Origin of the sequence: Bradyrhizobium sp. CCBAU 45394 (assembly GCF_028128655.1) — a bacterium.
Taxonomy (GTDB): Bacteria; Pseudomonadota; Alphaproteobacteria; order Rhizobiales; family Xanthobacteraceae; genus Bradyrhizobium; species Bradyrhizobium diazoefficiens.
This window is the reverse complement of sequence record NZ_LBIX01000171.1, coordinates 120,227-145,140: the sequence shown is the minus strand read 5'-3', so window position 1 is coordinate 145,140 and position 24,914 is coordinate 120,227. Positions and strand designations below refer to the sequence as shown.

25 protein-coding genes and 1 tRNA gene are annotated in these 24,914 nt (G+C 64.3%); 14 read left to right on the top strand and 12 right to left on the bottom strand.

The genetic code is table 11. The features are described from left to right. Positions 1–27: 27 nt before the first annotated feature. Positions 28–1,299, bottom strand: coding sequence for an MFS transporter (locus tag WN73_RS28630; protein ID WP_271555706.1), 1,272 nt, complete (start codon positions 1,297–1,299; stop codon positions 28–30). Between the two features lie 345 nt (positions 1,300–1,644). Between WN73_RS28630 and WN73_RS28625 the strand changes: the two genes are divergently transcribed. The 7 genes from WN73_RS28625 (at position 1,645) to ptsN (ending at position 8,249) form a co-directional block, all read left to right on the top strand. Then, positions 1,645–2,259 (top strand): ribonuclease D, encoded by a 615-nt coding sequence (locus WN73_RS28625; RefSeq protein ID WP_011083544.1) that lies wholly within the window; start codon positions 1,645–1,647, stop codon positions 2,257–2,259. 144 nt (positions 2,260–2,403) lie between these two features. Then, positions 2,404–3,138 carry an LPS export ABC transporter periplasmic protein LptC gene (gene lptC / locus WN73_RS28620; protein ID WP_028172483.1) on the top strand — a complete coding sequence of 245 codons (735 nt, stop codon included), beginning with the start codon at positions 2,404–2,406 and terminating at the stop codon, positions 3,136–3,138. Positions 3,139–3,143: 5 nt separating this feature from the next. After that, positions 3,144–3,872 (top strand): LptA/OstA family protein, encoded by a 729-nt coding sequence (locus WN73_RS28615; protein WP_271555704.1) that lies wholly within the window; start codon positions 3,144–3,146, stop codon positions 3,870–3,872. A 222-nt stretch (positions 3,873–4,094) separates the two neighbouring features. Beyond that, a complete protein-coding gene (gene lptB / locus WN73_RS28610) occupies positions 4,095–5,093 on the top strand; it encodes an LPS export ABC transporter ATP-binding protein (RefSeq protein ID WP_011083547.1) in 999 nt (332 codons plus the stop codon). A gap of 90 nt (positions 5,094–5,183) precedes the next feature. Continuing rightward, positions 5,184–6,797, top strand: a complete 1,614-nt coding sequence (rpoN, locus tag WN73_RS28605) for an RNA polymerase factor sigma-54 (protein WP_011083548.1) — start codon at positions 5,184–5,186, stop codon at positions 6,795–6,797. Positions 6,798–6,953: 156 nt separating this feature from the next. Next, entirely contained in the window at positions 6,954–7,565 is a 612-nt protein-coding gene (gene hpf, locus WN73_RS28600; RefSeq protein WP_011083549.1) for a ribosome hibernation-promoting factor, HPF/YfiA family, read from the top strand. A gap of 222 nt (positions 7,566–7,787) precedes the next feature. Next, positions 7,788–8,249 carry a PTS IIA-like nitrogen regulatory protein PtsN gene (ptsN, locus tag WN73_RS28595; RefSeq protein WP_011083550.1) on the top strand — a complete coding sequence of 154 codons (462 nt, stop codon included), beginning with the start codon at positions 7,788–7,790 and terminating at the stop codon, positions 8,247–8,249. Between the two features lie 29 nt (positions 8,250–8,278). Here the strand turns inward: ptsN and WN73_RS28590 are convergent, their stop codons facing one another. Further along, positions 8,279–8,785 carry a GNAT family N-acetyltransferase gene (locus WN73_RS28590; protein WP_082755703.1) on the bottom strand — a complete coding sequence of 169 codons (507 nt, stop codon included), beginning with the start codon at positions 8,783–8,785 and terminating at the stop codon, positions 8,279–8,281. A 203-nt stretch (positions 8,786–8,988) separates the two neighbouring features. Here WN73_RS28590 and WN73_RS28585 point away from each other — a divergent pair, with 203 nt between their 5' ends. Beyond that, the gene (locus WN73_RS28585; protein ID WP_271555698.1) at positions 8,989–10,101 is read left to right on the top strand and encodes a tetratricopeptide repeat protein; all 1,113 of its coding nucleotides are present in this window, start codon (positions 8,989–8,991) and stop codon (positions 10,099–10,101) included. A gap of 132 nt (positions 10,102–10,233) precedes the next feature. On the opposite strand, the gene WN73_RS28580 is transcribed toward WN73_RS28585, so the two are convergent. The 8 genes from WN73_RS28580 to WN73_RS28545 all read right to left on the bottom strand — a co-directional run bounded on the left by WN73_RS28580 (position 10,234) and on the right by WN73_RS28545 (position 17,662). Next, entirely contained in the window at positions 10,234–10,506 is a 273-nt protein-coding gene (locus WN73_RS28580; protein ID WP_011083553.1) for a DUF1150 family protein, read from the bottom strand. 51 nt (positions 10,507–10,557) lie between these two features. Continuing rightward, on the bottom strand, positions 10,558–10,983 hold the full coding sequence (locus WN73_RS28575) for an Hsp20 family protein (RefSeq protein WP_011083554.1): 426 nt from the start codon (positions 10,981–10,983) through the stop codon (positions 10,558–10,560). 298 nt (positions 10,984–11,281) lie between these two features. Further along, positions 11,282–12,367, bottom strand: a complete 1,086-nt coding sequence (locus WN73_RS28570; RefSeq protein WP_271555695.1) for a sn-glycerol-3-phosphate import ATP-binding protein UgpC — start codon at positions 12,365–12,367, stop codon at positions 11,282–11,284. Positions 12,368–12,387: 20 nt separating this feature from the next. Next, positions 12,388–13,236, bottom strand: coding sequence for a sn-glycerol-3-phosphate ABC transporter permease UgpE (ugpE, locus tag WN73_RS28565; RefSeq protein WP_011083556.1), 849 nt, complete (start codon positions 13,234–13,236; stop codon positions 12,388–12,390). Further along, positions 13,236–14,117 carry a sn-glycerol-3-phosphate ABC transporter permease UgpA gene (gene ugpA, locus WN73_RS28560; protein ID WP_028172488.1) on the bottom strand — a complete coding sequence of 294 codons (882 nt, stop codon included), beginning with the start codon at positions 14,115–14,117 and terminating at the stop codon, positions 13,236–13,238. The genes ugpE and ugpA overlap by 1 nt, the downstream gene beginning before the upstream one ends. 49 nt (positions 14,118–14,166) lie before the next feature. Continuing rightward, the gene (ugpB, locus tag WN73_RS28555; RefSeq protein WP_011083558.1) at positions 14,167–15,483 is read right to left on the bottom strand and encodes a sn-glycerol-3-phosphate ABC transporter substrate-binding protein UgpB; all 1,317 of its coding nucleotides are present in this window, start codon (positions 15,481–15,483) and stop codon (positions 14,167–14,169) included. Between the two features lie 372 nt (positions 15,484–15,855). Then, positions 15,856–17,058 carry a CaiB/BaiF CoA transferase family protein gene (locus WN73_RS28550; protein ID WP_028172489.1) on the bottom strand — a complete coding sequence of 401 codons (1,203 nt, stop codon included), beginning with the start codon at positions 17,056–17,058 and terminating at the stop codon, positions 15,856–15,858. Between the two features lie 178 nt (positions 17,059–17,236). Next, the gene (locus WN73_RS28545; RefSeq protein ID WP_011083560.1) at positions 17,237–17,662 is read right to left on the bottom strand and encodes an organic hydroperoxide resistance protein; all 426 of its coding nucleotides are present in this window, start codon (positions 17,660–17,662) and stop codon (positions 17,237–17,239) included. Between the two features lie 152 nt (positions 17,663–17,814). On the opposite strand from WN73_RS28545, the gene WN73_RS28540 reads away from it, so the two are divergent. After that, positions 17,815–18,276 carry a MarR family winged helix-turn-helix transcriptional regulator gene (locus WN73_RS28540; RefSeq protein ID WP_028172490.1) on the top strand — a complete coding sequence of 154 codons (462 nt, stop codon included), beginning with the start codon at positions 17,815–17,817 and terminating at the stop codon, positions 18,274–18,276. Positions 18,277–18,345: 69 nt separating this feature from the next. Here the strand turns inward: WN73_RS28540 and WN73_RS28535 are convergent. Then, positions 18,346–18,421, bottom strand: a tRNA-Ala gene (locus WN73_RS28535). 99 nt (positions 18,422–18,520) lie between these two features. Continuing rightward, positions 18,521–18,931: a TIGR02300 family protein gene (locus WN73_RS28530; RefSeq protein ID WP_011083562.1), complete on the bottom strand. Its 411-nt coding sequence runs from the start codon at positions 18,929–18,931 to the stop codon at positions 18,521–18,523. Positions 18,932–19,092: 161 nt separating this feature from the next. Between WN73_RS28530 and aroA the strand changes: the two genes are divergently transcribed. The 5 genes from aroA to WN73_RS28505 all read left to right on the top strand — a co-directional run bounded on the left by aroA (position 19,093) and on the right by WN73_RS28505 (position 24,871). Then, positions 19,093–20,430 carry a 3-phosphoshikimate 1-carboxyvinyltransferase gene (aroA, locus tag WN73_RS28525; protein ID WP_028172491.1) on the top strand — a complete coding sequence of 446 codons (1,338 nt, stop codon included), beginning with the start codon at positions 19,093–19,095 and terminating at the stop codon, positions 20,428–20,430. Then, positions 20,427–21,065, top strand: a complete 639-nt coding sequence (gene cmk / locus WN73_RS28520; protein ID WP_028172492.1) for a (d)CMP kinase — start codon at positions 20,427–20,429, stop codon at positions 21,063–21,065. Before aroA ends, cmk begins: the two co-directional genes overlap by 4 nt. A 266-nt stretch (positions 21,066–21,331) precedes the next feature. Next, positions 21,332–23,038, top strand: coding sequence for a 30S ribosomal protein S1 (gene rpsA, locus WN73_RS28515; RefSeq protein WP_027546860.1), 1,707 nt, complete (start codon positions 21,332–21,334; stop codon positions 23,036–23,038). A gap of 375 nt (positions 23,039–23,413) precedes the next feature. After that, positions 23,414–24,394 (top strand): signal peptide peptidase SppA, encoded by a 981-nt coding sequence (sppA, locus tag WN73_RS28510; RefSeq protein ID WP_028172493.1) that lies wholly within the window; start codon positions 23,414–23,416, stop codon positions 24,392–24,394. Between the two features lie 171 nt (positions 24,395–24,565). Continuing rightward, positions 24,566–24,871, top strand: coding sequence for an integration host factor subunit beta (locus tag WN73_RS28505; RefSeq protein WP_008539997.1), 306 nt, complete (start codon positions 24,566–24,568; stop codon positions 24,869–24,871). Positions 24,872–24,914: the final 43 nt, after the last annotated feature.

Genomic DNA, 24,914 nt, shown 5'->3' with positions numbered 1-24,914 from the left:
ATCCCTAGGGGACAAATCCGCCCGCCCTCAGACCACCCTTTTCCCAGCCCTCTCCGCCACCGCCTTCTGCACAAAATACATCGCGACCAGCGACACCATCGCCGATGCGACGACGACGTAGCCGATCCGGTCGAAATGGATCAGCGAGCCGTCAGGCGCTTGCGCGATGATCGCGCCGGCGAGCATCGAACCGAGCCCGCCGGAGAGCTGCTGGAGTGAGGCGCTGATCGCGCTGAACGAGCCGCGCTGGCTGGGGTCGGGGATCGCCGACATCAGCGCCTGCGACGGGATCATGCGCGAGAAGATGCCGACGAACATCAGGACGTTGACGAGGATCGCGGTCGCGAGCGAGACGTGGCCGAGATGGGTGTAGATCAGCACCATGATGACAGACACCACGCTGCCGAAGACAAACGTCGGATATTTGCCGAACGCGTCGCTCGCCCTGCCGACCAGCGGCCCCGTGATGATGCTGAACAGGCCGGAGACGAGATAGATCGTCGGCAAATGCAGCATGTCGATGCCGAGATTGTTCACGGTGTAGGCGCTGGAGAACGGCATCAGCATGTACCCGCCCGTCGCCAGCAATGTCGTGACCGCGAAGGCCAGCGTGTAGCGCGTCTGTCCGACGGTCGCGATCAGATGGTGGAACGGGTTCTTGTCCTGCTTCAGCCGCAGATGCGCGTCGACCGGCTCCATGGCGAAGGCAATGATGGCGATCGCCGCGATCGACAGGCCGACGATCGCGGCGAAGCAGACATGCCAGTTCCAGTGATTGGCGAGAAACAGCCCGGCCGGAATGCCGAGCACCTGGCTCGCGGCGAACGCCGTCTGGACGAATCCCATCACGCGGCCGCGCAAATGCAGCGGGAACAGGTCGGTGATGATGGCCAGCACGACCGAGCCGATCACGCCGCCGAACAATCCGGTCACGATCCTGCCGAGCAGCAGCACATGGTAGGTCTGTGCCATTGCGCAGAGCAGGGTGCCGAGCGTGAAGCCGACATAGAAGAACAGCAGCAGGCGCTTGCGGTCGAAGCGGTCGGCAAAGCCGGCGGCCAAAATACCCGACAGTCCCGCGCTGAATGCGTAGGCCGACACCGCGACGCCGAATTGGGTGGCCGTGATGTCGAGCGCGGGCATCAGGATGGCGCCAAGCGGCGACATGATGATGAAATCGAGGATGATCGTGAACTGCGTGAACGCGAGCAGCGCGATGAGGAGCGCCTGGTAGCGCGAAAAGCCGCGCTGGCGGTCCTGTTGATCGTCGATAGGCGCTGCGAGCGTCTGTTCGGTCATGACATCTCATTCATGGTGAGCGGGGCAAGGGCGCGGGGGATCGGCAACAGATGGGGAGGGTGGGGACGATTTTCACGGGGCGCATGACGCAAGTTGTGCTGGACCATGAAGCTCGCGCCGGGTTGTGGGATCCAAGCAACAGCCCGGGGGCCGGAAGCCCTCCATCTCCGCTCGCAACCTTGATCGCGTGCCACGCACCTGCCGCCAGCTGCATGGCGGTGATCTGCCCGGCCCCGTGAGGGCATGACCGCGGTTGCGCGGACGGCCCGCAATGGCTACATCGCGGGCAATCCGAATTAGCCTATTGTGCCGACAGACCGATTCGACCCGAGGTTTTGAAACGCCATGACCGTACGCCTGCACCGCGGCGACCTGCCCGACCTGTCCCGCTACACCGGAGCGGTGGCGATCGACACCGAGACCATGGGGCTGAACCCGCACCGCGACCGGCTCTGCGTGGTGCAGCTCTCGCCCGGCGACGGCAGTGCCGACGTCGTGCAGATCCCCAAGGGCCACACCGACGCGCCGAACCTGAAGGCGCTCTTGGCCAATCCCGCCATCACCAAGATCTTCCACTTCGCGCGGTTCGACGTCGCGGTGCTGTACCAGAGCTTCGGCGTCATGACCGGGCCGATCTATTGCACCAAGATCGCCTCCCGCCTGACCCGCACCTATACCGACCGCCACGGCCTCAAGGACCTCGTGCGCGAGGTCCTCAATGTCGACCTTTCCAAGCAGCAGCAATCCAGCGACTGGGGCTCCGACAGCCTGACCGAGCCGCAGCTCGCCTATGCCGCCTCCGACGTGCTGCACCTGCACGCCCTGCGCGAGCGGCTCGACGCCATGCTGGTGCGGGAAGGCCGTACGGGGCTGGCCAAGGCCTGCTTCGACTTCCTGCCGACCCGCGCCTTGCTCGACCTCCAGGGCTGGGCGGAAGAGGACATTTTCGCGCATTCCTGACACCTCGACGGGCGGCTAGGTTGGGCCAATCGCCCCGTTTCGGACACTTTCGTATCGGCCTGTCCGAGGCTGCATATTCAGGCGGCGCCGGGTACAATGGCGCGCACTTGACCGGACCAGGCGAGCGACACCTCAGGAGCCCAGGTGAATTCGGCCCAGAATCCCACCTACGACGCCGCGCTTGCGGCGAAGTTTGCCAGCGCGGCGCGCCACAGCCGCTTGGTGCGGATTCTGCGCGTCGCGGTCCCGGGCGCGGTGCTGTTGTCCCTGGCCGCCATCGTCGGCGTCTCGATCTTCAATCCATTTCGCATGCTGTTGCCGAAGCTGCCGCTCGATTCCGGAAACCTGGTGGTATCGGGCACCAAGATCACGATGGAATCGCCGCACCTCGCCGGCTACACGCCGGACCGGCGGCCGTACGAGCTCTGGGCCAAGACCGCGACGCAGGACATCACCGACCCCGACCATGTCGATCTCTCGGACCTTCGCGCAAAGGTCCTGATGGAAGATCAATCGACCCTGTTCCTCGATGCCCGCACCGGCCGCTTCGACAACAAGCAGCAGCAGCTCGACCTGCACAAGGACATCTTCCTGCGCACCTCGACCGGCTATGAGGCGCGGCTGAACTCGGCCTTCGTCGACATGGGCAAGGGCACGGTCTCGTCGGACGAACGTGTCGACGTCAAGCTGACCAACGGCACGCTGACGGCGGATCGGCTGCGCATCACGGAAGGTGGTGATCTCATCCGCTTCGAGGGCAATGTGGTGATGCATCTGGACAAGCTGGATGACCCCGCCGCTGCTCAGCCTGCGCCGGCCGAGCCGGCGCCGCCGGTGAAGACACGTACGCCGCAGAACAAGTCCGCCAATTCAAAGTGATTTTCATGATCAGGTTTTTCCCGCGCAACGACAGCAAACGGTGCGCCGCCATCGGTGCGGCCGCGCTTGCCGCCACTGTCGCGCTGCTGGCAACGGGCGCGGCGATCGCACAGAGCACGATGCAAGGCGTGCCGAATGCGATGCAGGGCTTCTCGCAGAACCGCGATCAGCCGATCCAGATCGAGGCCGCTTCGCTCGAGATGCGCGACAAGAAGAAGGAGGCGACCTTCGCCGGCAACGTGAAGGTCATCCAGGGCGACACCACCATGACCTCGAAGACGCTGGTGGTGTTCTACGAATCCGGCGGCGACAAGCCGGCGACGCCGCAGCCCGCGGCGAAGGGGGCCAAGGCGGCCCCGATGCAGTCGGCGACGCCGGGCCCGGGCGGCAGTTCCTCGATCAAGCGGCTGGAGGCGCGCGGCAATGTCGTGGTCACCCAGAAGGACCAGGTGGTCACCGGCGACACCGCCGTGTTCGACACCAAGACCAACCTCATCACCATGCTCGGCGGCACGGGCGGCCAGGTGGTCCTGACGCAGTGCAAGAACGTGCTACGCGGCGACCGTCTGATGGTCGACATGACGACGGGCGTGTCGCGTGTGGAATCCGACAATGGCAGGGTGCAGGCCCTGCTGCCGCAGGGTGGCGGCAGTGATTGTGGCCAGGGGGCGCAGGGCGCCAAGCCCGGCGCGGCGTCGCCCCTGCAACTGCCCGGCGCAACTAAACCGAAGTAAATTCAACAGCTTGTGTCGGACGCTCCCGATCCGAGGTTGAAGCTTGCCCGGCGAGACTGTATCTAGCGCGCAGGGCTTTCGAAGCGGGGTCCTCCGCTTACCGGGCGTGTTTCACTGGGCATGAGACATCCCTTCACCCATGCTGCGTCGGCGAATCGTAACGCCGCTGCGGCAGATCGCGCGAAGACCGCGCAAAAAACTGCGCGAGGCTAGAAGGCCGGGATGGTCGATCTTTTCAGCATGTTCCGTCGGCGCCCCGCCAAGCGCGGCCGGCCAGGATTTGCGCGTCAGGACATCACCGCGCTCGGTGACAGCGTCGGCGGGCTGGTGGCGAGCCCCGTGCGCGACGCGCCGCCGATCGCCCGGGACCAGCCGATGCACGCGCCCGACCACTTTCAGGCCGATTATCAAACCGAGCCGCCGCGGGCGCAGGCGGTCCACCCGGTCAGGGCCGCCGCCAGGCCGAACGGCGCCGGCGGGCCGCAGCTTCTGAAGCGGCCGGGCTTCCTGGCTGTGCATAGCGTGGAAAAGGCCTTCGGCAGCCGCCAGGTGGTGCGCGGCGTCAGCATCTATGTGCGCCGGGGCGAAGCGGTCGGCCTGCTCGGCCCGAACGGCGCCGGCAAGACCACCGTGTTCTACATGATTACCGGCCTGATCAAGGCCGATCGCGGCGCGATCGAGCTCGACGGCCACGACGTCACCAAGCTGCCGATGTATCAGCGCGCGCGGCTCGGCATCGGCTATCTGCCGCAGGAAGCCTCGATCTTCCGCGGCCTCACCGTCGAGCAGAACATCCGCGCCGTGCTCGAAGTGGTCGAGCCTTCGCGCAAGAAGCGCGAGCAGCAGCTCGACTCGCTGCTCGACGAATTCAACATCACGCGCCTGCGCAAATCACCGTCGATCGCGTTGTCCGGCGGCGAGCGGCGCCGCGTCGAGATCGCGCGCGCGCTGGCGACGCGTCCGAACTACATGCTGCTCGACGAGCCCTTCGCCGGCATCGATCCGATCGCGGTCGGCGACATTCAGGATCTCGTCCGCCATCTCACCAATCGCGGCATCGGCGTGCTCATCACCGACCACAATGTGCGCGAGACGCTCGGCCTCACCGATCGTGCCTATATCGTCTATGCCGGGGAAATATTGACCGAGGGCAGCCCGGATGAGATCGTCGCCGATCCGGATGTTCGCCGCCTTTACCTTGGCGAGGAATTCCGCCTCTAGCCTGTTTTTGCGCTACGTCAAGACGTGTACATCAGGCTCAGACTAGGATAAGCAAAAATCGGACCAACTTTTGGGATCGGTTCTTGCTTCATGGCGCTCACGCAGAGATTAGAGTTCCGGCAATCGCAGTCGCTGGTCATGACGCCGCAGCTGATGCAGGCGATCAAGCTGCTGCAATTGTCCAATCTCGATCTCACGACCTTCGTGGAAGAGGAACTCGAGCGTAATCCGCTGCTGGAGCGGGCCAATGACGAGGCCTCCGGCGGCGAAGCCCCGGCCGAGGCCGGCCAGTTCAGCGATTCCGACGGCGGCCATAACGACGAGCCGGGCGGGGGTCCGGGCGAGGCGTTCGAGCCGGGCCAGGAAGAATGGATGAGCAAGGATCTCGGCACCCGCGCCGAGATCGAGCAGACCCTGGACACGGGCCTGGACAACGTCTTCTCCGAGGAGCCGGCCGAGGCCGCGGCGCGCAACGCCCAGGACGCCGCGCCGACCACCTACACGGAATGGGGCGGCGGCGCCTCCGGCGACGAGGACTACAATCTCGAGGCGTTCGTCGCCGCCGAGGTCACGCTCGGCGATCATCTCGCCGAGCAGCTCTCGGTCGCATTCACCGCACCCGCGCAGCGCATGATCGGCCAGTACCTGATCGATCTCGTCGACGAGGCCGGCTATCTGCCGCCGGATCTCGGCCAGGCTGCCGAGCGACTTGGCGCCTCGCAGCAGGAGGTCGAGGACGTCCTGGCCGTGCTGCAAAAATTCGATCCGCCCGGCGTCTGCGCGCGCAATTTGAGCGAATGCCTGGCGATCCAGCTCCGCGAGCTCGACCGCTACGACCCGGCGATGCAGGCGCTGGTCGAGCATCTCGATCTTCTCGCCAAGCGCGACATCGCGGGCTTGCGCAAGGTTTGCGGCGTCGACGACGAGGACATCGCCGACATGATCGGCGAGATCCGCCGTCTCAACCCCAAGCCCGGCATGAAATTCGGCGCGGCGCGGCTCCAGACCATGGTGCCCGATGTCTATGTCCGTCCGGGTCCGGACGGCGGCTGGCATGTCGAGCTCAACAGCGACACCTTGCCGCGCGTGCTGGTCAACCAGACCTACTATTCCGAGCTGTCGAAGAAGATCGGCAAGGACGGCGACAAGTCCTATTTCACCGACGCGCTCCAGAACGCGACCTGGCTCGTGCGCGCGCTCGACCAGCGCGCCCGCACCATCCTGAAAGTTGCAACCGAGATCGTGCGCCAGCAGGACGGCTTCTTCACCCATGGCGTCGCGCACCTGCGGCCGCTGAACCTGAAGGCCGTCGCCGACGCCATCCAGATGCACGAATCCACGGTGTCGCGCGTCACCGCCAACAAATACATGGCGACCAACCGCGGCACGTTCGAGCTGAAATATTTCTTCACCGCCTCGATCGCCTCGGCCGACGGCGGCGAGGCGCATTCGGCCGAAGCCGTGCGCCACCACATCAAGCAGCTGATCGATTCGGAAGCGCCGGCCGCGATCCTGTCGGATGATACCATCGTGGAACGGTTACGCGCTTCGGGCATTGATATTGCCCGCCGCACGGTCGCGAAGTACCGCGAAGCCATGCGCATTCCTTCCTCGGTGCAACGTCGCCGCGACAAGCAGAGCGCTCTTGGTAACGTCCTCTCTACCGCAATGTCCGATCGCTCCCGCAACCCAGAGCCGGCCTGATTGCGCTGGCGCCAAATCGCGCTACTCTCAATTTCCCATCGAGACCGATCCATGCGCGCGCATGATCCGGACCCGGAGGGCCGCGCCAGCGCCAGGTGTGCAGCGGTTGTCCGCATGGATCACGCGCAGACAAGAACCTAACCAGGTGAGGTTCACATGACTCTCCGCATTTCGGGAAAGAGCGTCAGTGTCGGCGAGGCCCTGCGCGGCCGCGTTTCCGACCGGACCGAAGAGGTCCTGCGCAAATATTTCGACGGCAATTATTCCGGCCACATCACGCTGAGCAAGGATGGCTTCGGCTTCCGGACCGATTGCGCGCTGCATCTCGATTCGGGAATTACGCTGGAGGCCGATTCGAACGCGCCGGACGCCTATGCCAGCGCCGACCAGGCTCTCGTGATGATCGAGAAGCGGCTCAAGCGCTACAAGAGCCGGCTCAAGGACCGCTCGGCCCGCAAGGCCCATGTCGCCTCCGCCGCTCTCGCGGCCATGGACGCCACCAGCTACGTGCTGGAAGCGCCGGGCGAGGGTGAGGACGAGGACGAGGTCACCGGCTACAGCCCGGTGATCATCGCCGAGGCAACCACCTCGCTGAAGCAGCTGTCGGTCAGCGAAGCCGTCATGGAACTCGACCTCAGCGGGGCACCCTGCCTGGTGTTCCAGCATGGCTCCAGCGGCCGGGTGAACATCATTTACCGCCGGGCCGACGGCAATGTGGGCTGGGTCGACCCGCCCGGAGGCAAGGCCGATGGCAAAGCGGGCGGTTAGGGCCGGATTCGGGCCCCGTACGATCCGCAGGCCTTAACAATGACCGGGGCAAAGCCGCACGCAGGAGTTGGCACCGGGATTGCGTTGGAGTAGAAGCGCCCCACATCAGGACCGGGGCTAAGTCCCCCTCCTGCTTCACCTTCTTGACGCCGGCCCGGCGTGGTTTCTCTCCAAGCTGGCCAATTCGGAACCTGACGGTTTAATTCACCTCGGAAACCCTCCATGCCGATTACCGATCTGGTCGCACCCGAGGCGATTCTCCCGGCATTGAAGGTCAACAGCAAGAAGCAGGCCTTGCAGGAGCTCGCGGCCAAGGCTGCCGAGCTGACCGGACAGAACGAGCGCGCCGTGTTCGAGGTGCTGCTGCAGCGGGAAAAGCTCGGCACCACCGCGGTCGGCTATGGCGTCGCGATTCCCCACGGCAAGCTGCCCAAGCTGGAAAAGATCTTCGGCCTGTTCGCGCGCCTCGATCGCCCGATCGATTTCGAATCGATGGACGGCCAGCCGGTCGATCTCGTCTTCTTGCTGCTCGCCCCCGAAGGGGCCGGCGCCGATCATCTCAAGGCGCTCGCCCGTATCGCCCGCCTTTTGCGCGACCAGGACATCGCCAAGAAGCTGCGCGCCTCGCGCGACGCGCAGGCGATCTACTCGGTGCTTGCGCTGCCGCCGGCGACGGCGGCCTAAGGCCGCCCGATCTGCTTTCTTGAGTGCGTTTAGAGGGTGCGCGACAGATAGCGTACCGTTTTGCTGCCCTTGTGGATGCTTGCGCGGCCGACCTCGGCAAATCCCAATGCAGCGTGAAAGGCATCCGACGCCGGATTCGGAGGCTGCTGGTTAACTTCGCAGACAATGCGATCGTACCCGGCCTCGGCCGCGCGATCGAACAGGTCGGCATAAAGCCGGCGCGCGCATCCCATGCCTCGAGCGGAAGCTGCGACCACGATCCGGTCGACATAGACAAAGCGCGCGTAGCGGGATCGAAACCACAGGAAGTTCGGGCTGTCGTATTGTCCGTCCTGGTCCAATGCGATCATGAAAGCATCGAGATTGCCGATCCTGCGGGCGTAGAAGGCTTGCGCGACGAGGTCTTGCAGCCGCTCGCGTTCGAGCCATGACAACTCCTCTGCGTGGCCGTTGTTGAGCGCAAGCAGGGCGTCACAAAGCGGTGTGCCGGACGAAATCTCCAATTTGGTGACCGGGACGGGTGCGATCATGTTCATGGCGACGATCTACCAGCCGCGAGATGCAAAGCAAAACCGGCACAGGTTTGCTTGCCCGAATGTGTGGCGGCGCCTGCGGCGTAACCCTCACCCGTTCGAACCGAAGCCGCGCCGTCTGCGACTTATTTCGCAGCCGGGCGCTGTGATATCTCGTCACCATATCCACCGGCGACCGGCACGGCTTCGGCGCAGGAGTTTGAGATATGGTTTGCGGTTCGATCGGCCGGGTCTTCGGCCTGCTTTGCTCGGTCACCATCGCCGCCACGGCCGTGGCCCATGCCGACGAGGCATCCAACGACCGCGTCATCGCGGAAAAGACCGAGATCATTGTAGCCGACCCGACCAATGCGGTCGCTTACGAGCTGCGTGGCGAAGCCTGGTACATGAAGCGGGACAAGGACCGCGCCTTCGAGGACTGCAGCGCTGCGATACGGATCGATCCGAATTTCGGGCGGGCCTATAACTGCCGCGGTCGCGCCTATTCGGCCAAAGGCGATCGGGATCACGCTTTGGCCGACTACAACGAGGCCATTCGCCTCGATCCCGGCTACGGACCGTCTTACACATCGCGGGCGCAGGAATATTTCAACAGGCGCGACTTCGATCTCGCGATCGCCGGGTTCACCGAGGCGATCGAACGCAATCCCAAACAAGCCTATTTTGCGACTGTCATGAGAGGGGAGGCGTATGCGGCGAAGGGCGACACCGATCACGCCGTCGCCGATTACACCGAGGCCATGCAGCGGAATCCGGCGGCCGCGTGGCCCTACGAGCTGCGAAGCGCCGTCCATTTCGACAAAGGCGAGATCGACGAGGCTCTCGACGACTGCAACAGCGCGGTCCGTCTGGAGCCCGGGAGTGCCGGCGGCCATTATTGCCGGGCCGTCGTCCTCCTGAAAAAGGACGACCCCGATGGGGCCATCCGGGAGTTTGACGAAGTCACACGGATCGCTCCGGCTTTCGTGAAGGCCTATCTGGCGCGCGCCGTCGCCTGGCACAAGAAGGGCGACGACAAACATGCCATCGCCGATTTCGACGAAGCGATCAGGCTTCAGCCCGGCAATTCGACGGCCTACAACAATCGCGCCGCTGCGTTTCGCGACATGGGACAGCACGATCGCGCGCTCGCCGACTACAACGAGGCGCTTCGACTCGATCCCAAAAACCAGGATGTGCTGGCTAATCGCGGCCTGCTCTACATGATGATGTCCGACGCCAAACATGCGCGCGCGGATTTCAACAGCGTGCTCGCGCTGCCGCCGACCGATAAATGGGCCACCGACACCGCGCGCGAAGGGCTTGGCTTTCTGAAATGACGCGTGGGTAGGGCAGTAGCCTCACACTCCGTCATTGCGAGAGTGCAGGCGATCTGTCGCCCAAATAGAAACGGGCACACCTTCGTGCGAAGGCATGCCCGCTAAAACTCTATTCGTGCGACGCGCGTGCGCTCAGTGCACGCTGACGGCTTGCAGCTCGTTGCTCCAGGCGTTGGCGACCGCGGCTTCGCGGCTGTCGGTCAGCATGATCGGCGTGCCATCGGCGGCGTGGAGCGCGAAGAGCTTCAGGCCGGGCGCAATCTTCGGAGCCTCGGGGAATAGCCCAGGCACGTCCTCGGAGCGGATCTGCTTCACATAGGCGATATGGCCTTCGCCGAGGGTTGCCAGCGTCTCCGGAGAGACGTTCTTGGCTTCGTATTCGAACGCAACGTGACCTTCACTCATGGTCTCGACTCCTTCACAGAAACTAAGCGGTCGAGTCCGCTACTCGTTCCATTATTCGTGCTCATTGATAGCGATTGTCTTAACGATCCTCTCCGGTTCAGGCCGGGCCAGGTCGATCGACAACAACCCGTTCTTCAGATCCGCACCCAGCACCAGCATCCCCTCCGCCAGCACGAAGGTGCGCTGGAAGTGACGCGCGGCGATGCCGCGATGGATGTATTGCCGGGTCTTGTCGTCCTGCTGCCGCCCGCGGATCACGAGCTGGTTTTCCTCAATGGTTACATCGAGTTGGTCGCGCGTGAATCCGGCGACCGCCAGCGTGATGCGCAAACGCTCGGGCTGGCCGTCCGACCGGTCGCACCTCTCGATATTGTAGGGAGGGTAACCGTCGGCGCCTTTGACGACCCGATCGAGCACGCGCTCGATCTCGTCGAAGCCCAGAAGGAACGGACTGGAAAGCGTGGGAACACGAGACATAGTTTACAAAGTCCTCTCGAAGCGACTTTGGCATTTCAGGGCCCGGAAGCGGCGCCCCTTGGTCAGCAATATGGGCATATCCCCGTGGTGGTTCAAGGACGTAGCGCTGGGCTGTGGATTCATTGCTTCCAGCGGCGCCTGGCCCAACATCGCATAGATGCTCCAGGATCATCGTAGCCAGGAGCAGCCCCGGGTCATGACGAATCTGACCGACGACTTATCCCAATGAAAACAGGCCCCTTCTACTGTGCAAGGGGTTGTTTTCGCGGTTTTTGATCGAGCGGCCCCGCGGAACCGCTCAGGCCTCCAGCCGCGTCCGCCCGTCGTCGCTGAAAAGGTGCAGCTTCGGCCGTATCGCGGCGACCCGGATTCTTGCGCCGATCGCTGGCGCCTCGGTTCCGGGGATGCGGACGATGACCTCGCCGGGCGGCAGCTCGCCGGGCGTGGCGGCGACGCGCTGGTCTTCCTGCTCGCGGGAACCGTAGACGAAGGTCTCGGCGCCGACGCGCTCGATCGCTTCCACCGTGAGCGGCAGGGCGACGCCGCCGGCCGGGGTCTGGTCGGTGATGACGAAATCCTCCGGGCGGATGCCGAGGACGCCGGCGTCAGCCGCACTGCCACCGAGCTGCGATTTGATCTCGTCGGAGCGCGTCGACATCAGATTCATCGGCGGTGCCCCGATGAACGAGGCGACAAAGGTCGTGGCCGGCTTCTCGTAGATCGCCAGGGGATTGCCGACCTGTTCGACCTGTCCGCCATTCATCACGACGAGAACGTCGGCGAGCGTCATCGCCTCGAGCTGGTCGTGGGTGACGTAGATCGAGGTCGTGTTGAGCCGGCGCTGCAATTTGCGGATCTCGACGCGCATCGCGATGCGCAGCTTGGCATCGAGGTTCGAGAGCGGCTCGTCGAACAAAAACACCTTCGGCTGGCGCACGATGGCGCGACCCATCGCGACGCGCTGGCGCTGGCCGCCGGAGAGCTGGCGCGGCTTGCGCTCCAGCATCGATGTGAGCTCGAGCACGCGCGCGGCTTCCTCGACGCGGGTCTTGATCTCGGCTTCCGCCATGCCGCGGTTGCGCAGGCCGTAAGCCATGTTGTTGTAGACGCTCATATGCGGATAGAGCGCGTAGTTCTGGAACACCATCGCGATGTCGCGATCGGCGGGCTCGATCTGGTTGACGACGCGGCCGCCGATGTCGATCTCGCCGCCGGTGACGGTCTCGAGCCCCGCAACCATGCGCAGCAGCGTGGACTTGCCGCAGCCGGAGGGGCCGACCAGCACGCAGAACTGCCCGTCGGCGACATCGACGTTGACGCCTTTGATGGCCTCGAAGCCGCCGGTGTAGGTCTTGCGGACATTGCGCAGGGTGACGTTAGCCATGAAAACTCACTTCCAAGAACCTACTTTTCCGTCTCGACCAGGCCGCGCACGAACAGTCTCTGCATGGCGACGACGACGAACACCGGCGGCAGCATGGCCAGCACGGCGGTCGCCATCACGATCGGCCATTCGGTCAGCGCGTCGGTGGTGGTGATCATCTTGCGGATGCCGACCTGGATGGTCTGCATGTCGTCGCGGGTGGTGATGAGCAGCGGCCAGAGATATTGATTCCAGCCGAGGATGAACAGGATCACGAACAGCGCCGCCATGTTGGTGCGCGACAGCGGCAACAGCGTGTCCCAGAAGAAGCGCAAGGGACCGGCGCCGTCGATGCGCGAGGCCTCCAGCAATTCGTCCGGCACGGTCATGAAGAACTGCCGGAACAGCAGCGTCGCGGTGGCCGATGCGATCAGCGGCAGCGACAGGCCGGCATAGCTGTCGAGCATGTGCAAATCGGCAACGATCTTGTAGGTCGGATAGATGCGCACCTCGACCGGCAGCATCAGGGTGATGAAGATGATCCAGAAGATCGGCATCCGGAACGGAAAGCGGAAATACACGATCGCATAGGCCGAGATGATCGAGATCGCGATCTTGCCGATCGCGATCGCCAGCGCCATCACCAGCGAATTGAGCATCATGTTGCCGACGGGCTCGCGGGTCGAGCCGCTCGTGCCGACGAAGATGGTCTGGTAGTAGACCTCGAAGAAGTGCCCGCCCGGCAGCAGCGACATCTGCCCGTTCGCGATCAGTGCGTTGTCCTGGGTCGAGGCGACGATCGCGATGTAGACCGGGAATGCGACGATCGCGATCCCGATCCAGAGAATGAAATGGGCGACGTAGCGCCTGATGCCCTCGTCCTCGACCATCAGTAGGTCACCTTGCGTTCGACGAAGCGGAACTGGATTCCCGTCAGCACGATGACCATGACCATCAGGATCACCGATTGCGCCGCCGAGCTGCCGAGATTGCCGCCGAGCAGGCCGTCGGAATAGACCTTGTAGACCAGCGTGACCGTCGATGTTCCGGGCCCGCCGCGGGTCATGGTGTCGATGATGCCGAAGGTGTCGAAGAAGGCGTAGACGATGTTGACGACCAGCAGGAAGAAGATCGTGGGCGACAGCAGCGGGAAGGTCACGGTCCAGAACCGCCGCATCGGCCGCGCGCCGTCGATCGCGGCGGCCTCGAACACGCTTTTCGGGATGGCTTGCAGGCCGGCGAGGAAGAACAGGAAATTATAGGAGATCTGCTTCCACGCGGCGGCGAGGATGATCAGCGCTGCGGCCTGGTTGCCGTCGAGCAGCGGATTCCAGTCGACGCCCAGGCCGCGCAGATAGCGCGAGAGCACGCCAAGCGAGGGATGCAGCATGAAGATCCAGAGCACGCCGACCACGGGCGGCGCGACCGCATAGGGCCAGATCAGGAGCGTGCGGTAGAGCATCGAGCCGCGCAGCGGCTTGTCGGCCATCACGGCGAGCAGCAGCGCGAACGACAGCGACGACACGGCGATCGCGAACGAGAAGAAGAACGTCCGGACGATCGCCTCGAAATAGGCGGGATCCCTGAACAGCTCGATGTAATTGTCGAACCAGACAAAGGTGCTCGACAGGCCAAAGGCATCCTGGAGCAGGAAGGACTGGATCACCGCCTGCAGGGCCGGCCAGTAGAAGAAAATCAGGACGATCGCGAGCTGCGGCGCAACCAGCGCGTAAGGCAATAGCTTTGATTGGAAAATGGCTTGCTTTTGCATGATGTCAGCAGAAGCGGCAGGCCGGGTCGCGGCCTGCCGCTTCGATGCCTCACTTCACAGCGGTCTTTTCGAACTGCCGCAGCATCGTGTTGCCGCGTTCGACAGCGGCGTCGAGCGCCTGCTTGGCGGTCTTCTTGCCGGCCAGCGCCTGCTCGATCTCTTCCGACCAGACGTCACGCAGCTGCACCATGTTGCCGAGGCGCAGACCGCGCGAGTTCTCGGTCGGCTCCTTGTTGGTCAGCTCGAGCAGCGGGGTCTCGAGATAGGGCTGGTCCTTGTAGAAGCCCTCGGCCTTGGCCTTCTCATAGGCCGCCTTGGTGATCGGCAGATAGCCGGAGGCCTTGTGGATGTAGACCTGGCGATCGGTGTCGGAGAGGAACGTCAGGAATTTTGCGACGCCCTTGTATTCCTCGGCCGACTTGCCGCCCATGACCCAGAGCGAAGCGCCGCCGATGATCGAGTTCTGCGGCGCGCCCTTGACGTCGGGATAATAGGGCATCGGCACGGCGTTGAAGTTGAACTTGGCCTGTGCCTTGACGTTGCCGAAGAAGGCCGACGACGTCAGGTAGATCGCGCACTCACCCGAGGTGAAGCGGCCTTCGCCGGTGTTGGTGCGGCCGGCGTAGTCGTAGGTCTTGTCCTTCTGAAGTTCGACCAGCTTCTCGAGATGCTTGACCTGGAGCGGGCCGTTGAACTCGAGCTTGGTGTCGAAGCCGTCGAGGCCGTTCGCCTTGGTCGAGAGCGGCACGTTGTGCCAGGCGGAGAGCTGCTCGAGGTTGACCCAGGTGATCCATGAGCCGGAGAAGCCGCAGGTCGGATGACCGTTGTCGTGCAGCTTCTTGGCGACCTCGAACACTTCGGGCCAGGTCTTCGGGATCTCGGCGTTGACCTTCTTGAACTCGTCGAGGTTGACCCACATCACGGTCGAGGACGAGTTGAAGGGGAACGACAGCATCTCGCCCTTCGACGTGGAGTAGTAGCCGGTGATGGCGGGCAGATAGATCTTGGGATCGAACTTCTCGCCGGCGTCGGCCATCAGCTTGTAGACGGGCTTCACGGCGCCGGTCGCGGCCATCATGGTCGCGGTGCCGACTTCGAACACCTGCATGATGTGCGGCGCGTTGCCGGCACGGAACGCGGCGATGCCCGCGTTCATCGTGTCGGGATAGTTGCCCTTGTAGGTCGGGATGACCTTGTAGTCGCTCTGCGACGCGTTGAAGTCGGTGGCAAGCTTGACGATGACGTCGTTGTTGGCGCCGGTCATCGCGTGCCACCACTGGATTTCGGTCACGGCCAGGGCCGGCGAGGCCGACATGCCGACCGTGATTGCAAATGCGGCAGCCGCCCCAAAGTGTCGAAGTGCCATCAAGAAAACCTCCCTTGGCCGTCAATAAAGAAGCGCTTGCGCTAGCAGCGCCATATGACGTTCACATGACTGTGTAAGCGGCCGAAACGAAAGCGGCAAGCGCTGGAAAAGGGAAGCCGTCAAATAGGCGAATGCGACGCGGACAGCCTCGTCCGTTCGCGCTGCACACGCGTGGGTCGCGCCGCAGTGCGGCATTGCTCGTGTGAGGTCGACGATCAGGCCGCGGGCTCCAAAACCTCTCCCGCTTGCGGGAGAGGTCGCGCCGAAGGCGCGGGGGTGAGGGCTCTCTCCTCTGGGGGATTGTCCCATTGCGGAGACACCCTCTCCCCAACCCTCTCCCGCAGGGGGGAGAGGGAGCGCAGCATCGTTGCCCTAGCGCTTGCGCTCGGGGCCGCAGACCGTGCCCTTCTCGACCATCGCGTCGATCTCGGCCTTGGAATATCCGAACTCGCCCAGCACCTCCGCCGAGTGCTGGCTGAATTTCGGCGGCAGCCGGCGCAGGCTCGGCTTGCTGCGATCGAGCCGGATCGGCGAGGCGACGCCCTTGTACCAGTCCTTCTCGATAATATCGCCGCGGTAGATCGTGTGCGGGTTCGTCAACGCCTGGTCGATCTTCTGCACCGGGCCTGCGGGCAGGCCCGCCGCGAGCAGGCGATTGCAGAGCGGCTCGGCCTCGTGCTGGCTGAACACCGCGGCAAGCTCGGCGCGCAGCGCCTCGCGATTGGCGATGCGGTCCTTGTTGCGGGCAAAGCGCGGATCGGTGCCGAGCTCGGGCTTGCCGATCTCCTTGGCGAGCTTGCGGAAGGTGCCGTCATTGCCGACGCCGATGAAGATGTTGTCGGTCTTGGTCGGGAAGATCGCATAAGGCACGAGATTCGGATGCTCGTTGCCGGTGAGGCCCGGCGGCTTGCCATGCATGAAATAGTTCGCGGTGTGCGGATGCATGATGGCAAGGCCGGTCTCGTACAGCGTGGTCTCCAGGAACTGGCCCTTGCCCGAGCGCTGCCGCTCCGACAGCGCCATCAGGATGCCGATCGCCGCATAGAGGCCGGTCGTGATGTCGACCAGCGGCACGCCGATTCGCATCGGCCCGCTCTCGGGCGAACCGGTCGCCGCGATCATGCCGGTCATGGCCTGGATGATGGCGTCATAGCCGGGATTGCCGCCGCGCGGGCCATCGGCGCCGAAGCCGCAGATCCGGCAATGCACGAGGCGCGGGAATTTCTCGCGCAGCACCTCGTTGCCGATGCCCCATTTCTCCAGCGTGCCCGGCTTGAAATTCTCGATCAGGACGTCGGCCGTCTCCAGCATCTTGAGCAGCACGACGCGGCCGCCCTCGGAGGCGAGGTCGAGGCCGATCGAGCGCTTGTTGCGGTTGATGCCGATGAAATAGGCCGCGTCCTCGTCGTGGAAGGGAGGGCCCCAGTCGCGCACCTCGTCGCCGGCGGGCGGCTCGACCTTGATCACGTCGGCGCCATGGTCGGCGAGGATCTGGGTGCAGTAGGGGCCGCCGAGCACGCGCGTGAGATCGATGACGCGCAGTCCGCTCATTGCACCCATAACGGCTTCAGTCATGCCTTCGCTTCCCCTGTGTCGGTCGTTGGATCACAGGCCTAGCGAGGTTTATTTGCGCCAGCAATGGCGCCGGGCGTGGAGCCGTATGCGCCGCGGCGCGGCCATCCCGCGAGGTGGCAAATTCAACCGGAAGCGGCCGGCCCGAGGGGGATCCCGGGCCAGCCAATCCGCCGTTTGATCAGACGACCGTCAGGCGAACGTCGACATTGCCGCGCGTGGCATTGGAATAGGGGCACACCTGGTGCGCCTTCGCGACCAGCGCCTCGGCTTCGGCACGGGCGAGGCCCGGCAGCGAGACGGCGAGGTCGATGTCGAGGCCGAAGCCGCCTTCGGAGCGCGGGCCGATCCCGACGGTCGAGGTGACGGCGGCGTCGGCGGGAACCTTGGGGCCGCCCTGCGAGGCCACGAACTTCATCGCGCCGATGAAGCAGGCGGCGTAGCCGGCCGCAAACAGCTGCTCGGGATTGTTGCCGGCGCCGCCGCCGCCGCCGAGCTCCTTCGGCGTGGTGAGCTTGACGTCGAGCGCGCCGTCGAGGGTCGCAGCATGGCCGTCGCGGCCGCCGGTGGCTTTTGCACTGGTCTTGTAAAGGACGTTCACGGACATTTTCGTCTCCCTGGGTTTCGGTGGGGTGCGATGTCTATCGCAGACAATTAGATTGTGCGCAATTGAAATTGCGACGTCTCACATTTAATTGTTCACAATTGAATGTACGGCGGCGCGGCCCCACAATGCGGACAAACCTCGTGAGATTCTCCATGGCTCGGAAACTATCGGCAGCGGACGCGCCGCTGCGGCTCGACAACCAGATCTGCTTCGCGGTCTATTCGGCCGCGCACGCCTTCAATCGCGTCTACAAGCCGCTGCTCGACCGCCTCGGCCTGACCTATCCGCAATATCTGGTGATGCTGGTGCTGTGGGAGCGCGACGACGTGCCGGTCAAGGACATCGGGGAGAGGCTGTTTCTGGATTCGGGCACGCTGACGCCGCTGCTGAAGCGCCTCGAGGCCGCCCACCTCGTCAAGCGCACCCGCTCGAGCGAGGACGAGCGCCAGGTGTTGATCGCGCTGACGCCGCAGGGCCACGCGCTGAAAGACAAGGCGCGCGCCGTGCCGCAGTCGATCCTGGCGGCGTCGGACTGCTCGGTGTCGGAGCTGGTCGCGATGAAAGACGAGATCGTCGCGCTGCGCGACCGGCTCAATGCGGTGATCGGGGAGTAGTTGAGATTTAATTCAAAGCCCGCCTTCGCCCTGCGGGCTTCGGCGCGGCAGCCTTCGCTTCGCGAAGGCTGGTGGAGCCAGGCGGGATCGAACCGCCGACCTCTTGCATGCCATGCAAGCGCTCTCCCAGCTGAGCTATGGCCCCTTAAGTCTTCCAGTGGGGAGGATCCTGGGGGATCCGTCCCGGCCGGCGAGCCCTAGGCGACTCGCGCGGTGCACCCTTTTTCACAGATCAGGGCTGATCTCAAGTCTCTTCATCGCCCCCGACATCACCAATGATGTCGGTAACGTCCTCATCGCCCTCTTCTTCGTCGGCGATGAAGGTCGAATCATCGTCATCGTCGTCGTCGAGGGTCTCGTCGACCTCGATATCGTCCTCCGATTCGGGCACGACGGCCTTGACCTTGCCGGTGTTCTCCTCGGCATCGGCCTCCTCGAGGGAGACCAATTCCTCGGCCTCCGCCGGCTCCGGCGTGGTGTCCGCGGCCGCTGCGTGGCGAGCTTCGGCGCCGCGAGTCGTGCGCGCAGGCGCCACGGGCGCGATCGGGACCACTTCGCCGGTATAGGGCGAGATCACCGGATTCTTGTTGAGGTCATAGAACTTCTTGCCCGTGGTCGGGCAAATACGTTTGGTTCCGAGTTCGGACTTGGCCACGGCAGAGGAATCCTGGGAATGTCTGAAAAGCGGTGTTTCACTTGGCTAGTTGGCGGCCCGCTGTCAATAGCGCATTACGGGAGAAAGACATGCCGGTGACGGGGCGCGGACCATGTGGTACCTGCGCCCCAGCTCTCCGGAGCACATCCAAGGACACAATCTTGACCCATTCCGACCAACCGAGGCCGCTTCAGTCGCGCGCAAACGGTCCCCTGACCGGGAAAGTACGGGTGCCCGGGGACAAGTCGATCTCCCACCGCGCCCTCATCCTGGGCGCGCTCGCGGTCGGCGAGACCCGGATTTCGGGCCTGCTGGAGGGCGAGGACGTCCTCAACACCGCCAAATCCATGCAGGCGCTGGGTGCCAGCGTCGAGCGCACCGGCGATTTCGCCTGGAAGGTGCAGGGCGTGGGCGTCGCAGGCTTCGCCCAGCCCAAGGCGGCGCTGGATTTCGGCAATTCCGGCACCGGCTGCCGGCTGGTCATGGGCGCCGTCGCCGGCTGCCCGATCTCGGCGGTTTTCGACGGCGATGCCTCGCTGCGCAGCCGTCCCATGCGCCGGATCCTGGACCCGCTCGAGAAGATGGGCGCCAGGGTCGTCTCCGGCGGCGAGGGCGGCCGCCTGCCGCTGACCCTCCAGGGCGCGCGCGATCCGCTGCCGATCACCTACAAGACTCCGGTCGCCTCGGCTCAGATCAAATCCGCCGTGCTGCTCGCGGGCCTCGCCGCCCCGGGCACCACCACGGTCATCGAGAGCGAGGCCAGTCGCGACCACACCGAGCTGATGCTGAAGCACTTCGGCGCCGACATCACCTCCACCAAGGAGGGCCAGCACGGCCGCCGCATCACCCTCGTGGGCCAGCCCGAGCTGCATGGCGCCAACGTCGTGGTGCCCGCCGATCCCTCCTCGGCGGCCTTCCCGGTCGTTGCGGCGCTGATCGCCGAGGGCTCCGATGTCGTGCTGTCGGATGTCATGACCAATCCGCTGCGCACCGGCCTGTTCACCACGCTGCGCGAAATGGGCGCTTCGATCGAGGAGAGCGAAGTGCGCGGCGATGCCGGCGAGCCGATGGCGCAGCTGCGCGTGCGCGCGTCGAAGCTGCGCGGCGTCGAGGTGCCGCCGGAGCGCGCGCCGTCGATGATCGACGAATATCTCGTGCTGGCGGTGGCGGCCTCCTTCGCCGAAGGCACGACCATCATGCGCGGCCTGCAGGAGCTGCGCGTCAAGGAATCCGATCGCCTGGAGGCCACCGCCGAGATGCTGCGCGTCAACGGCGTCAAGGTCGAGGTCTCCGGCGACGATCTGATCGTCCAGGGCCGCGGTCACGTTCCGGGTGGTGGCACCGTCGCCACCCACATGGACCATCGCATCGCGATGTCCGCGCTGGTGATGGGCTGCGCCTCCGACCAGCCCGTGACCGTCGACGACACCGCCTTCATCGCCACCAGTTTCCCGGATTTCATTCCGATGATGCGTTCGCTTGGGGCCGAGTTTTCATGATTATCGCCATCGACGGGCCCGCGGCCTCGGGCAAGGGGACGCTCGGCAAGCGTCTCGCTCATCATTACGGTTATCGTCATCTTGATACCGGCGTGATCTATCGCGCGGTCGCCTATGCCCTGATGCAATCGGGCCATGATCTCCGCGACGAGGCGGCCGCGGTTGCGGCGGCGCTGGAATTGGATCCGGAAAAGTTCGGCGATCCCGCCCTGAAGACCCAGAAGGTCGGAGAGGGCGCCTCGATCGTCTCGGCGATCCCAAGGGTTCGCGAGGCGCTGGTCAATTTCCAGCGGCAATTCGCCGCCGATCCGCCAGGGGCGGTGCTGGACGGCCGGGACATTGGAACCGTGATCTGCCCCCATGCCGACGTGAAGATCTTTGTCGTGGCGGACCCCAAGGTCCGCGCCCGCCGCCGCACCATGGAGGCCAAGGCGCGGGGCGAGGCGGCGGACGAGGCGGCCGTGCTCGCCGACATCATCCAGCGCGACGAACGCGACAAGAACCGGCCGATTGCGCCGCTGAAACCCGCACCCGATGCTTACTTGCTAGATAACTCCCAACTGGATATAGAAGGCGGCGTCCGGGCCGCCATCGACATTATCGAGGCCGTCCGAGCGGGCCGGTCGCGGGGTTAAGCCGCAGCCGTCATTGGAGGAAGCGCCCGCTCCCGCTCTTTGAGGTCGATACCCCGGTCCGCCTGTTTCGGGACCGGTGCGATCGAGGCTCCGGACGAAGATTTCCACGTATCGAACGCGCGGGCCTCAGCCGGCCCGCTTCCGCCGTTCCGGTGCCAGCCGGGGCAGCAAGCGGTCGCTCGAAGGTCTTGCGGACCTTCCGACACTGCGCGTGCGATGCGCCCATGAACCCAACGGCCGGCAAGACATCCGCAACTGGAGAACAAATGGCTTCGACTTCTGCTGATACCTATAGCCCCTCGCGTGACGATTTCGCCGCGATGCTCGACGAGTCCTTCGCAGGTGGCAACCTGCAGGAAAGCTCCGTCGTCAAGGGCAAGGTGGTTGCAATTGAAAAGGACATGGCCGTCATCGACGTCGGCCTGAAGACCGAGGGCCGCGTCGCCCTGCGCGAATTTTCCGGCCCCGGCCGTGACAGCGAGATCAAGGTCGGCGACGAGGTGGAAGTGTTCCTCGATCGCATCGAGAACGCCCTCGGCGAAGCCGTGCTGTCGCGCGACAAGGCGCGCCGCGAAGAGAGCTGGGGCAAGCTCGAGAAGGCGTTCCAGAACAACGAGAAGGTCAACGGCGTCATCTTCAACCAGGTCAAGGGCGGCTTCACCGTCGACCTCGACGGTGCCGTGGCCTTCCTGCCGCGCTCGCAGGTCGACATCCGTCCGATCCGCGACGTTGCGCCGCTGATGAACAACTCGCAGCCGTTCCAGATCCTCAAGATGGACCGCCGCCGCGGCAACATCGTCGTCTCCCGCCGCACGGTGCTGGAAGAGACCCGCGCCGAGCAGCGCCAGGAGCTGGTGCAGAACCTCGAAGAGGGTCAGGTCATCGACGGCGTGGTCAAGAACATCACCGACTACGGTGCGTTCGTTGATCTCGGCGGCATCGACGGCCTGCTGCACGTCACCGACATCGCGTGGCGCCGCGTCAACCACCCGACCGAGGTGCTCTCGATCGGCCAGACCGTGAAGGTCAAGATCATCAAGATCAACCACGAGACGCACCGCATCTCGCTGGGCATGAAGCAGCTGCTGGACGATCCGTGGCAGGGCATCGAAGCCAAGTACCCGCTGGGTGCCCGCTTCACCGGCCGCGTCACCAACATCACCGACTACGGTGCGTTCGTCGAGCTCGAGCCGGGCATCGAAGGCCTGATCCACGTCTCCGAGATGTCGTGGACCAAGAAGAACATGCACCCCGGCAAGATCGTCTCGACCTCGCAGGAAGTCGAAGTGCAGGTGCTCGAAGTCGATTCCGTCAAGCGCCGCATCTCGCTCGGCCTCAAGCAGACCATGCGCAACCCCTGGGAGGTCTTCGTCGAAGGTCACCCGACCGGTTCGGTGGTCGAGGGCGAGGTCAAGAACAAGACCGAGTTCGGTCTGTTCCTGGGTCTCGAGGGCGACGTCGACGGCATGGTCCACCTCTCCGACCTCGACTGGAAGCTTCCGGGCGAGCAGGTGATCGACAACTACAAGAAGGGCGACATGGTGAAGGCCGTGGTGCTCGATGTGGACGTCGAGAAGGAGCGTATCTCGCTCGGCATCAAGCAGCTCGAAGGCGACCCCTTCGCCGAGCCGGGCGATGTCAAGAAGGGCGCGGTCGTGACCTGCGAAGTGCTCGAAGTGAAGGAGAGCGGTATCGAGGTGAAGATCGCCGGTACCGACTTCACCACCTTCATCAAGCGCTCGGAGCTCGCGCGTGACCGCAACGACCAGCGCGCCGAACGCTTTGCCGTCGGCGAGAAGGTCGATGCCCGCGTGATCCAGTTCGACAAGAAGGCCCGCAAGGTCCAGGTGTCGATCAAGGCGCTCGAAGTCGCCGAAGAGAAGGAAGCCATCGCGCAGTACGGCTCCTCCGATTCGGGTGCGACGCTCGGCGACATCCTCGGCACCGCGCTCAAGAACCGCGACAGCAAGTAAGCGAAACGTTCGTTTCGCTGACATCAAAGCCCCGGCGCGAGCCGGGGCTTTTTTGTTGCTCCATACTCAACTGTCGTCCCGGACAAGCGCGCTCAAAGCGCGCGTAGATCCGGGACGCATCACCACAGGGAGCGGTCTGGCGCGAGCTGGTAACTCCAAGTCTTCGCCAAACTCAATTCTGTGGGTATGGATCCCGGGTCAGCGCTCCGCGTCGCGGCGCTTGTCCGGGATGACGAGAAGCCTGTGACGGGGGCTCGGCCCGACCAGCACCAGCCTTGTTTTCTTCAAATTGCGCCGCAATTGATGTATCCAGATAAGCCGTTGGTCACGCCGTGACGGCACAACGCGCCTGGTCTTTCATTTGGAGATATTCCGATGTCGCTCGATTCGGACATCATCGTCGATCGTCGCAGGATCCGCCGCAAGCTGACGTTCTGGCGCGTCATGGCCGCGCTGATCGCGATCGCGGCGATTGCGGGCTTCGCGCTGATTGCGACGCCCGGCGCACGCGGCACGTTCGCAGCCGCCGGCTCGATTGCGCGGGTCCAGATCGACGGCCTGATCCGCAGCGATTCCGATCGCACGCAGGCGCTGGAGCGGTTGGAGAATTCGCAGGCTGCCGCCGTCATCGTTCACATCAACTCGCCGGGCGGCACCACCGCAGGCTCCGAGCAGCTCTACGACTCGCTGGTCCGGCTCAAGGCGAAGAAGCCGCTCGTCGTCGTGGTCGAGGGTCTTGCCGCCTCCGGCGGCTACATCACAGCGATCGCGAGCGACCACATCATCGCGCAGCAGAGCTCGCTGGTCGGCTCGATCGGTGTGCTGTTCCAGTACCCCAATGTCACCGAGCTCCTGAAGACCATCGGCGTCAAGGTCGAGGAGGTAAAATCCTCGCCGCTGAAGGCCGCGCCCAACGGTTTTGAGCCGACCAGTCCCGAGGCGCGGGCCGCGCTCGACGCGCTGGTGAAGGACTCCTACGCCTGGTTCAAGGGACTGGTGAAGGAACGGCGTGGCATGGACGACACGCAGCTCGAGAAAGTGGCCGACGGCCGCGTCTTCACCGGACGCCAGGCGATCGATCTCAAGCTGATCGACCAGATCGGCGACGAGAAGACGGCGGTGACCTGGCTGGTCGAGCAGAAGGGCGTCAAGAAGGGACTTTCGGTGCGCGACTACAAGCTTCAGTCGCGCTTCGGCGACCTGCCGTTCCTCAAGACGGCCGCTGCAGTGACGCTGGAAGCGCTGGGTTTAGGCTCGATTGCGCATCAAATCGGGCAAACCGGCGTCGCGCAGGCCGTCGACCGGTTCGGAATGGATGGAATGCTGGCCTTGTGGCAGCCGGCTGCGTCAAACTGACTGGGACAGGCGAGCACTTAAGGGTTTTCTCGCCTGGCGAGTGTCGGGGCAGCCTGCTTTTTTGGCATTTGTCACGCATTTTCACGACGCTCAACCTTGATTTAGCGTCTTGACAGATCACGGTATTTTCACGGAAATGGTCATCCGCACGCTTCCGGGTCCTATCTCTCGATGATCAAATCCGAACTTGTTCAGCGTATCGCCGAGCACAACCCGCATCTGTACCAGCGGGATGTCGAGAACATTGTGAATGCGATTCTCGAAGAGATCGTAGCGGCTCTCGCACGCGGTGATCGCGTCGAGTTGCGCGGCTTCGGTGCCTTCTCGGTCAAGCATCGCCCTGCACGCGCCGGGCGTAATCCGCGCACCGGCGCCCATGTACCCGTCGATCAGAAGAGCGTTCCGTTCTTCAAGACCGGCAAGGAAATGCGCGAGCGGCTGAACCGCGACCATCCGGATCCCGGCGCGGCAGACTGAGGCCGGCGTCAGGGTTTCCCGCGGTCGCTCAAGATGCGGCCGG

Excerpts from the sequence above, each read along its gene's own strand:
- WN73_RS28630 (WP_271555706.1), bottom strand. The coding sequence starts at position 1,299 with ATGACCGAACAGACGCTCGCAGCGCCTATCGACGATCAACAGGACCGC.
- WN73_RS28625 (WP_011083544.1), top strand. The coding sequence starts at position 1,645 with ATGACCGTACGCCTGCACCGCGGCGACCTGCCCGACCTGTCCCGCTAC.
- WN73_RS28615 (WP_271555704.1), top strand. The coding sequence starts at position 3,144 with ATGATCAGGTTTTTCCCGCGCAACGACAGCAAACGGTGCGCCGCCATC.
- lptB (WP_011083547.1), top strand. The coding sequence starts at position 4,095 with ATGGTCGATCTTTTCAGCATGTTCCGTCGGCGCCCCGCCAAGCGCGGC.
- rpoN (WP_011083548.1), top strand. The coding sequence starts at position 5,184 with ATGGCGCTCACGCAGAGATTAGAGTTCCGGCAATCGCAGTCGCTGGTC.
- hpf (WP_011083549.1), top strand. The coding sequence starts at position 6,954 with ATGACTCTCCGCATTTCGGGAAAGAGCGTCAGTGTCGGCGAGGCCCTG.
- ptsN (WP_011083550.1), top strand. The coding sequence starts at position 7,788 with ATGCCGATTACCGATCTGGTCGCACCCGAGGCGATTCTCCCGGCATTG.
- WN73_RS28590 (WP_082755703.1), bottom strand. The coding sequence starts at position 8,785 with ATGAACATGATCGCACCCGTCCCGGTCACCAAATTGGAGATTTCGTCC.
- WN73_RS28585 (WP_271555698.1), top strand. The coding sequence starts at position 8,989 with ATGGTTTGCGGTTCGATCGGCCGGGTCTTCGGCCTGCTTTGCTCGGTC.
- WN73_RS28580 (WP_011083553.1), bottom strand. The coding sequence starts at position 10,506 with ATGAGTGAAGGTCACGTTGCGTTCGAATACGAAGCCAAGAACGTCTCT.
- WN73_RS28575 (WP_011083554.1), bottom strand. The coding sequence starts at position 10,983 with ATGTCTCGTGTTCCCACGCTTTCCAGTCCGTTCCTTCTGGGCTTCGAC.
- WN73_RS28570 (WP_271555695.1), bottom strand. The coding sequence starts at position 12,367 with ATGGCTAACGTCACCCTGCGCAATGTCCGCAAGACCTACACCGGCGGC.
- ugpE (WP_011083556.1), bottom strand. The coding sequence starts at position 13,236 with ATGGTCGAGGACGAGGGCATCAGGCGCTACGTCGCCCATTTCATTCTC.
- ugpA (WP_028172488.1), bottom strand. The coding sequence starts at position 14,117 with ATGCAAAAGCAAGCCATTTTCCAATCAAAGCTATTGCCTTACGCGCTG.
- ugpB (WP_011083558.1), bottom strand. The coding sequence starts at position 15,483 with ATGGCACTTCGACACTTTGGGGCGGCTGCCGCATTTGCAATCACGGTC.
- WN73_RS28550 (WP_028172489.1), bottom strand. The coding sequence starts at position 17,058 with ATGACTGAAGCCGTTATGGGTGCAATGAGCGGACTGCGCGTCATCGAT.
- WN73_RS28545 (WP_011083560.1), bottom strand. The coding sequence starts at position 17,662 with ATGTCCGTGAACGTCCTTTACAAGACCAGTGCAAAAGCCACCGGCGGC.
- WN73_RS28540 (WP_028172490.1), top strand. The coding sequence starts at position 17,815 with ATGGCTCGGAAACTATCGGCAGCGGACGCGCCGCTGCGGCTCGACAAC.
- cmk (WP_028172492.1), top strand. The coding sequence starts at position 20,427 with ATGATTATCGCCATCGACGGGCCCGCGGCCTCGGGCAAGGGGACGCTC.
- rpsA (WP_027546860.1), top strand. The coding sequence starts at position 21,332 with ATGGCTTCGACTTCTGCTGATACCTATAGCCCCTCGCGTGACGATTTC.
- sppA (WP_028172493.1), top strand. The coding sequence starts at position 23,414 with ATGTCGCTCGATTCGGACATCATCGTCGATCGTCGCAGGATCCGCCGC.
- WN73_RS28505 (WP_008539997.1), top strand. The coding sequence starts at position 24,566 with ATGATCAAATCCGAACTTGTTCAGCGTATCGCCGAGCACAACCCGCAT.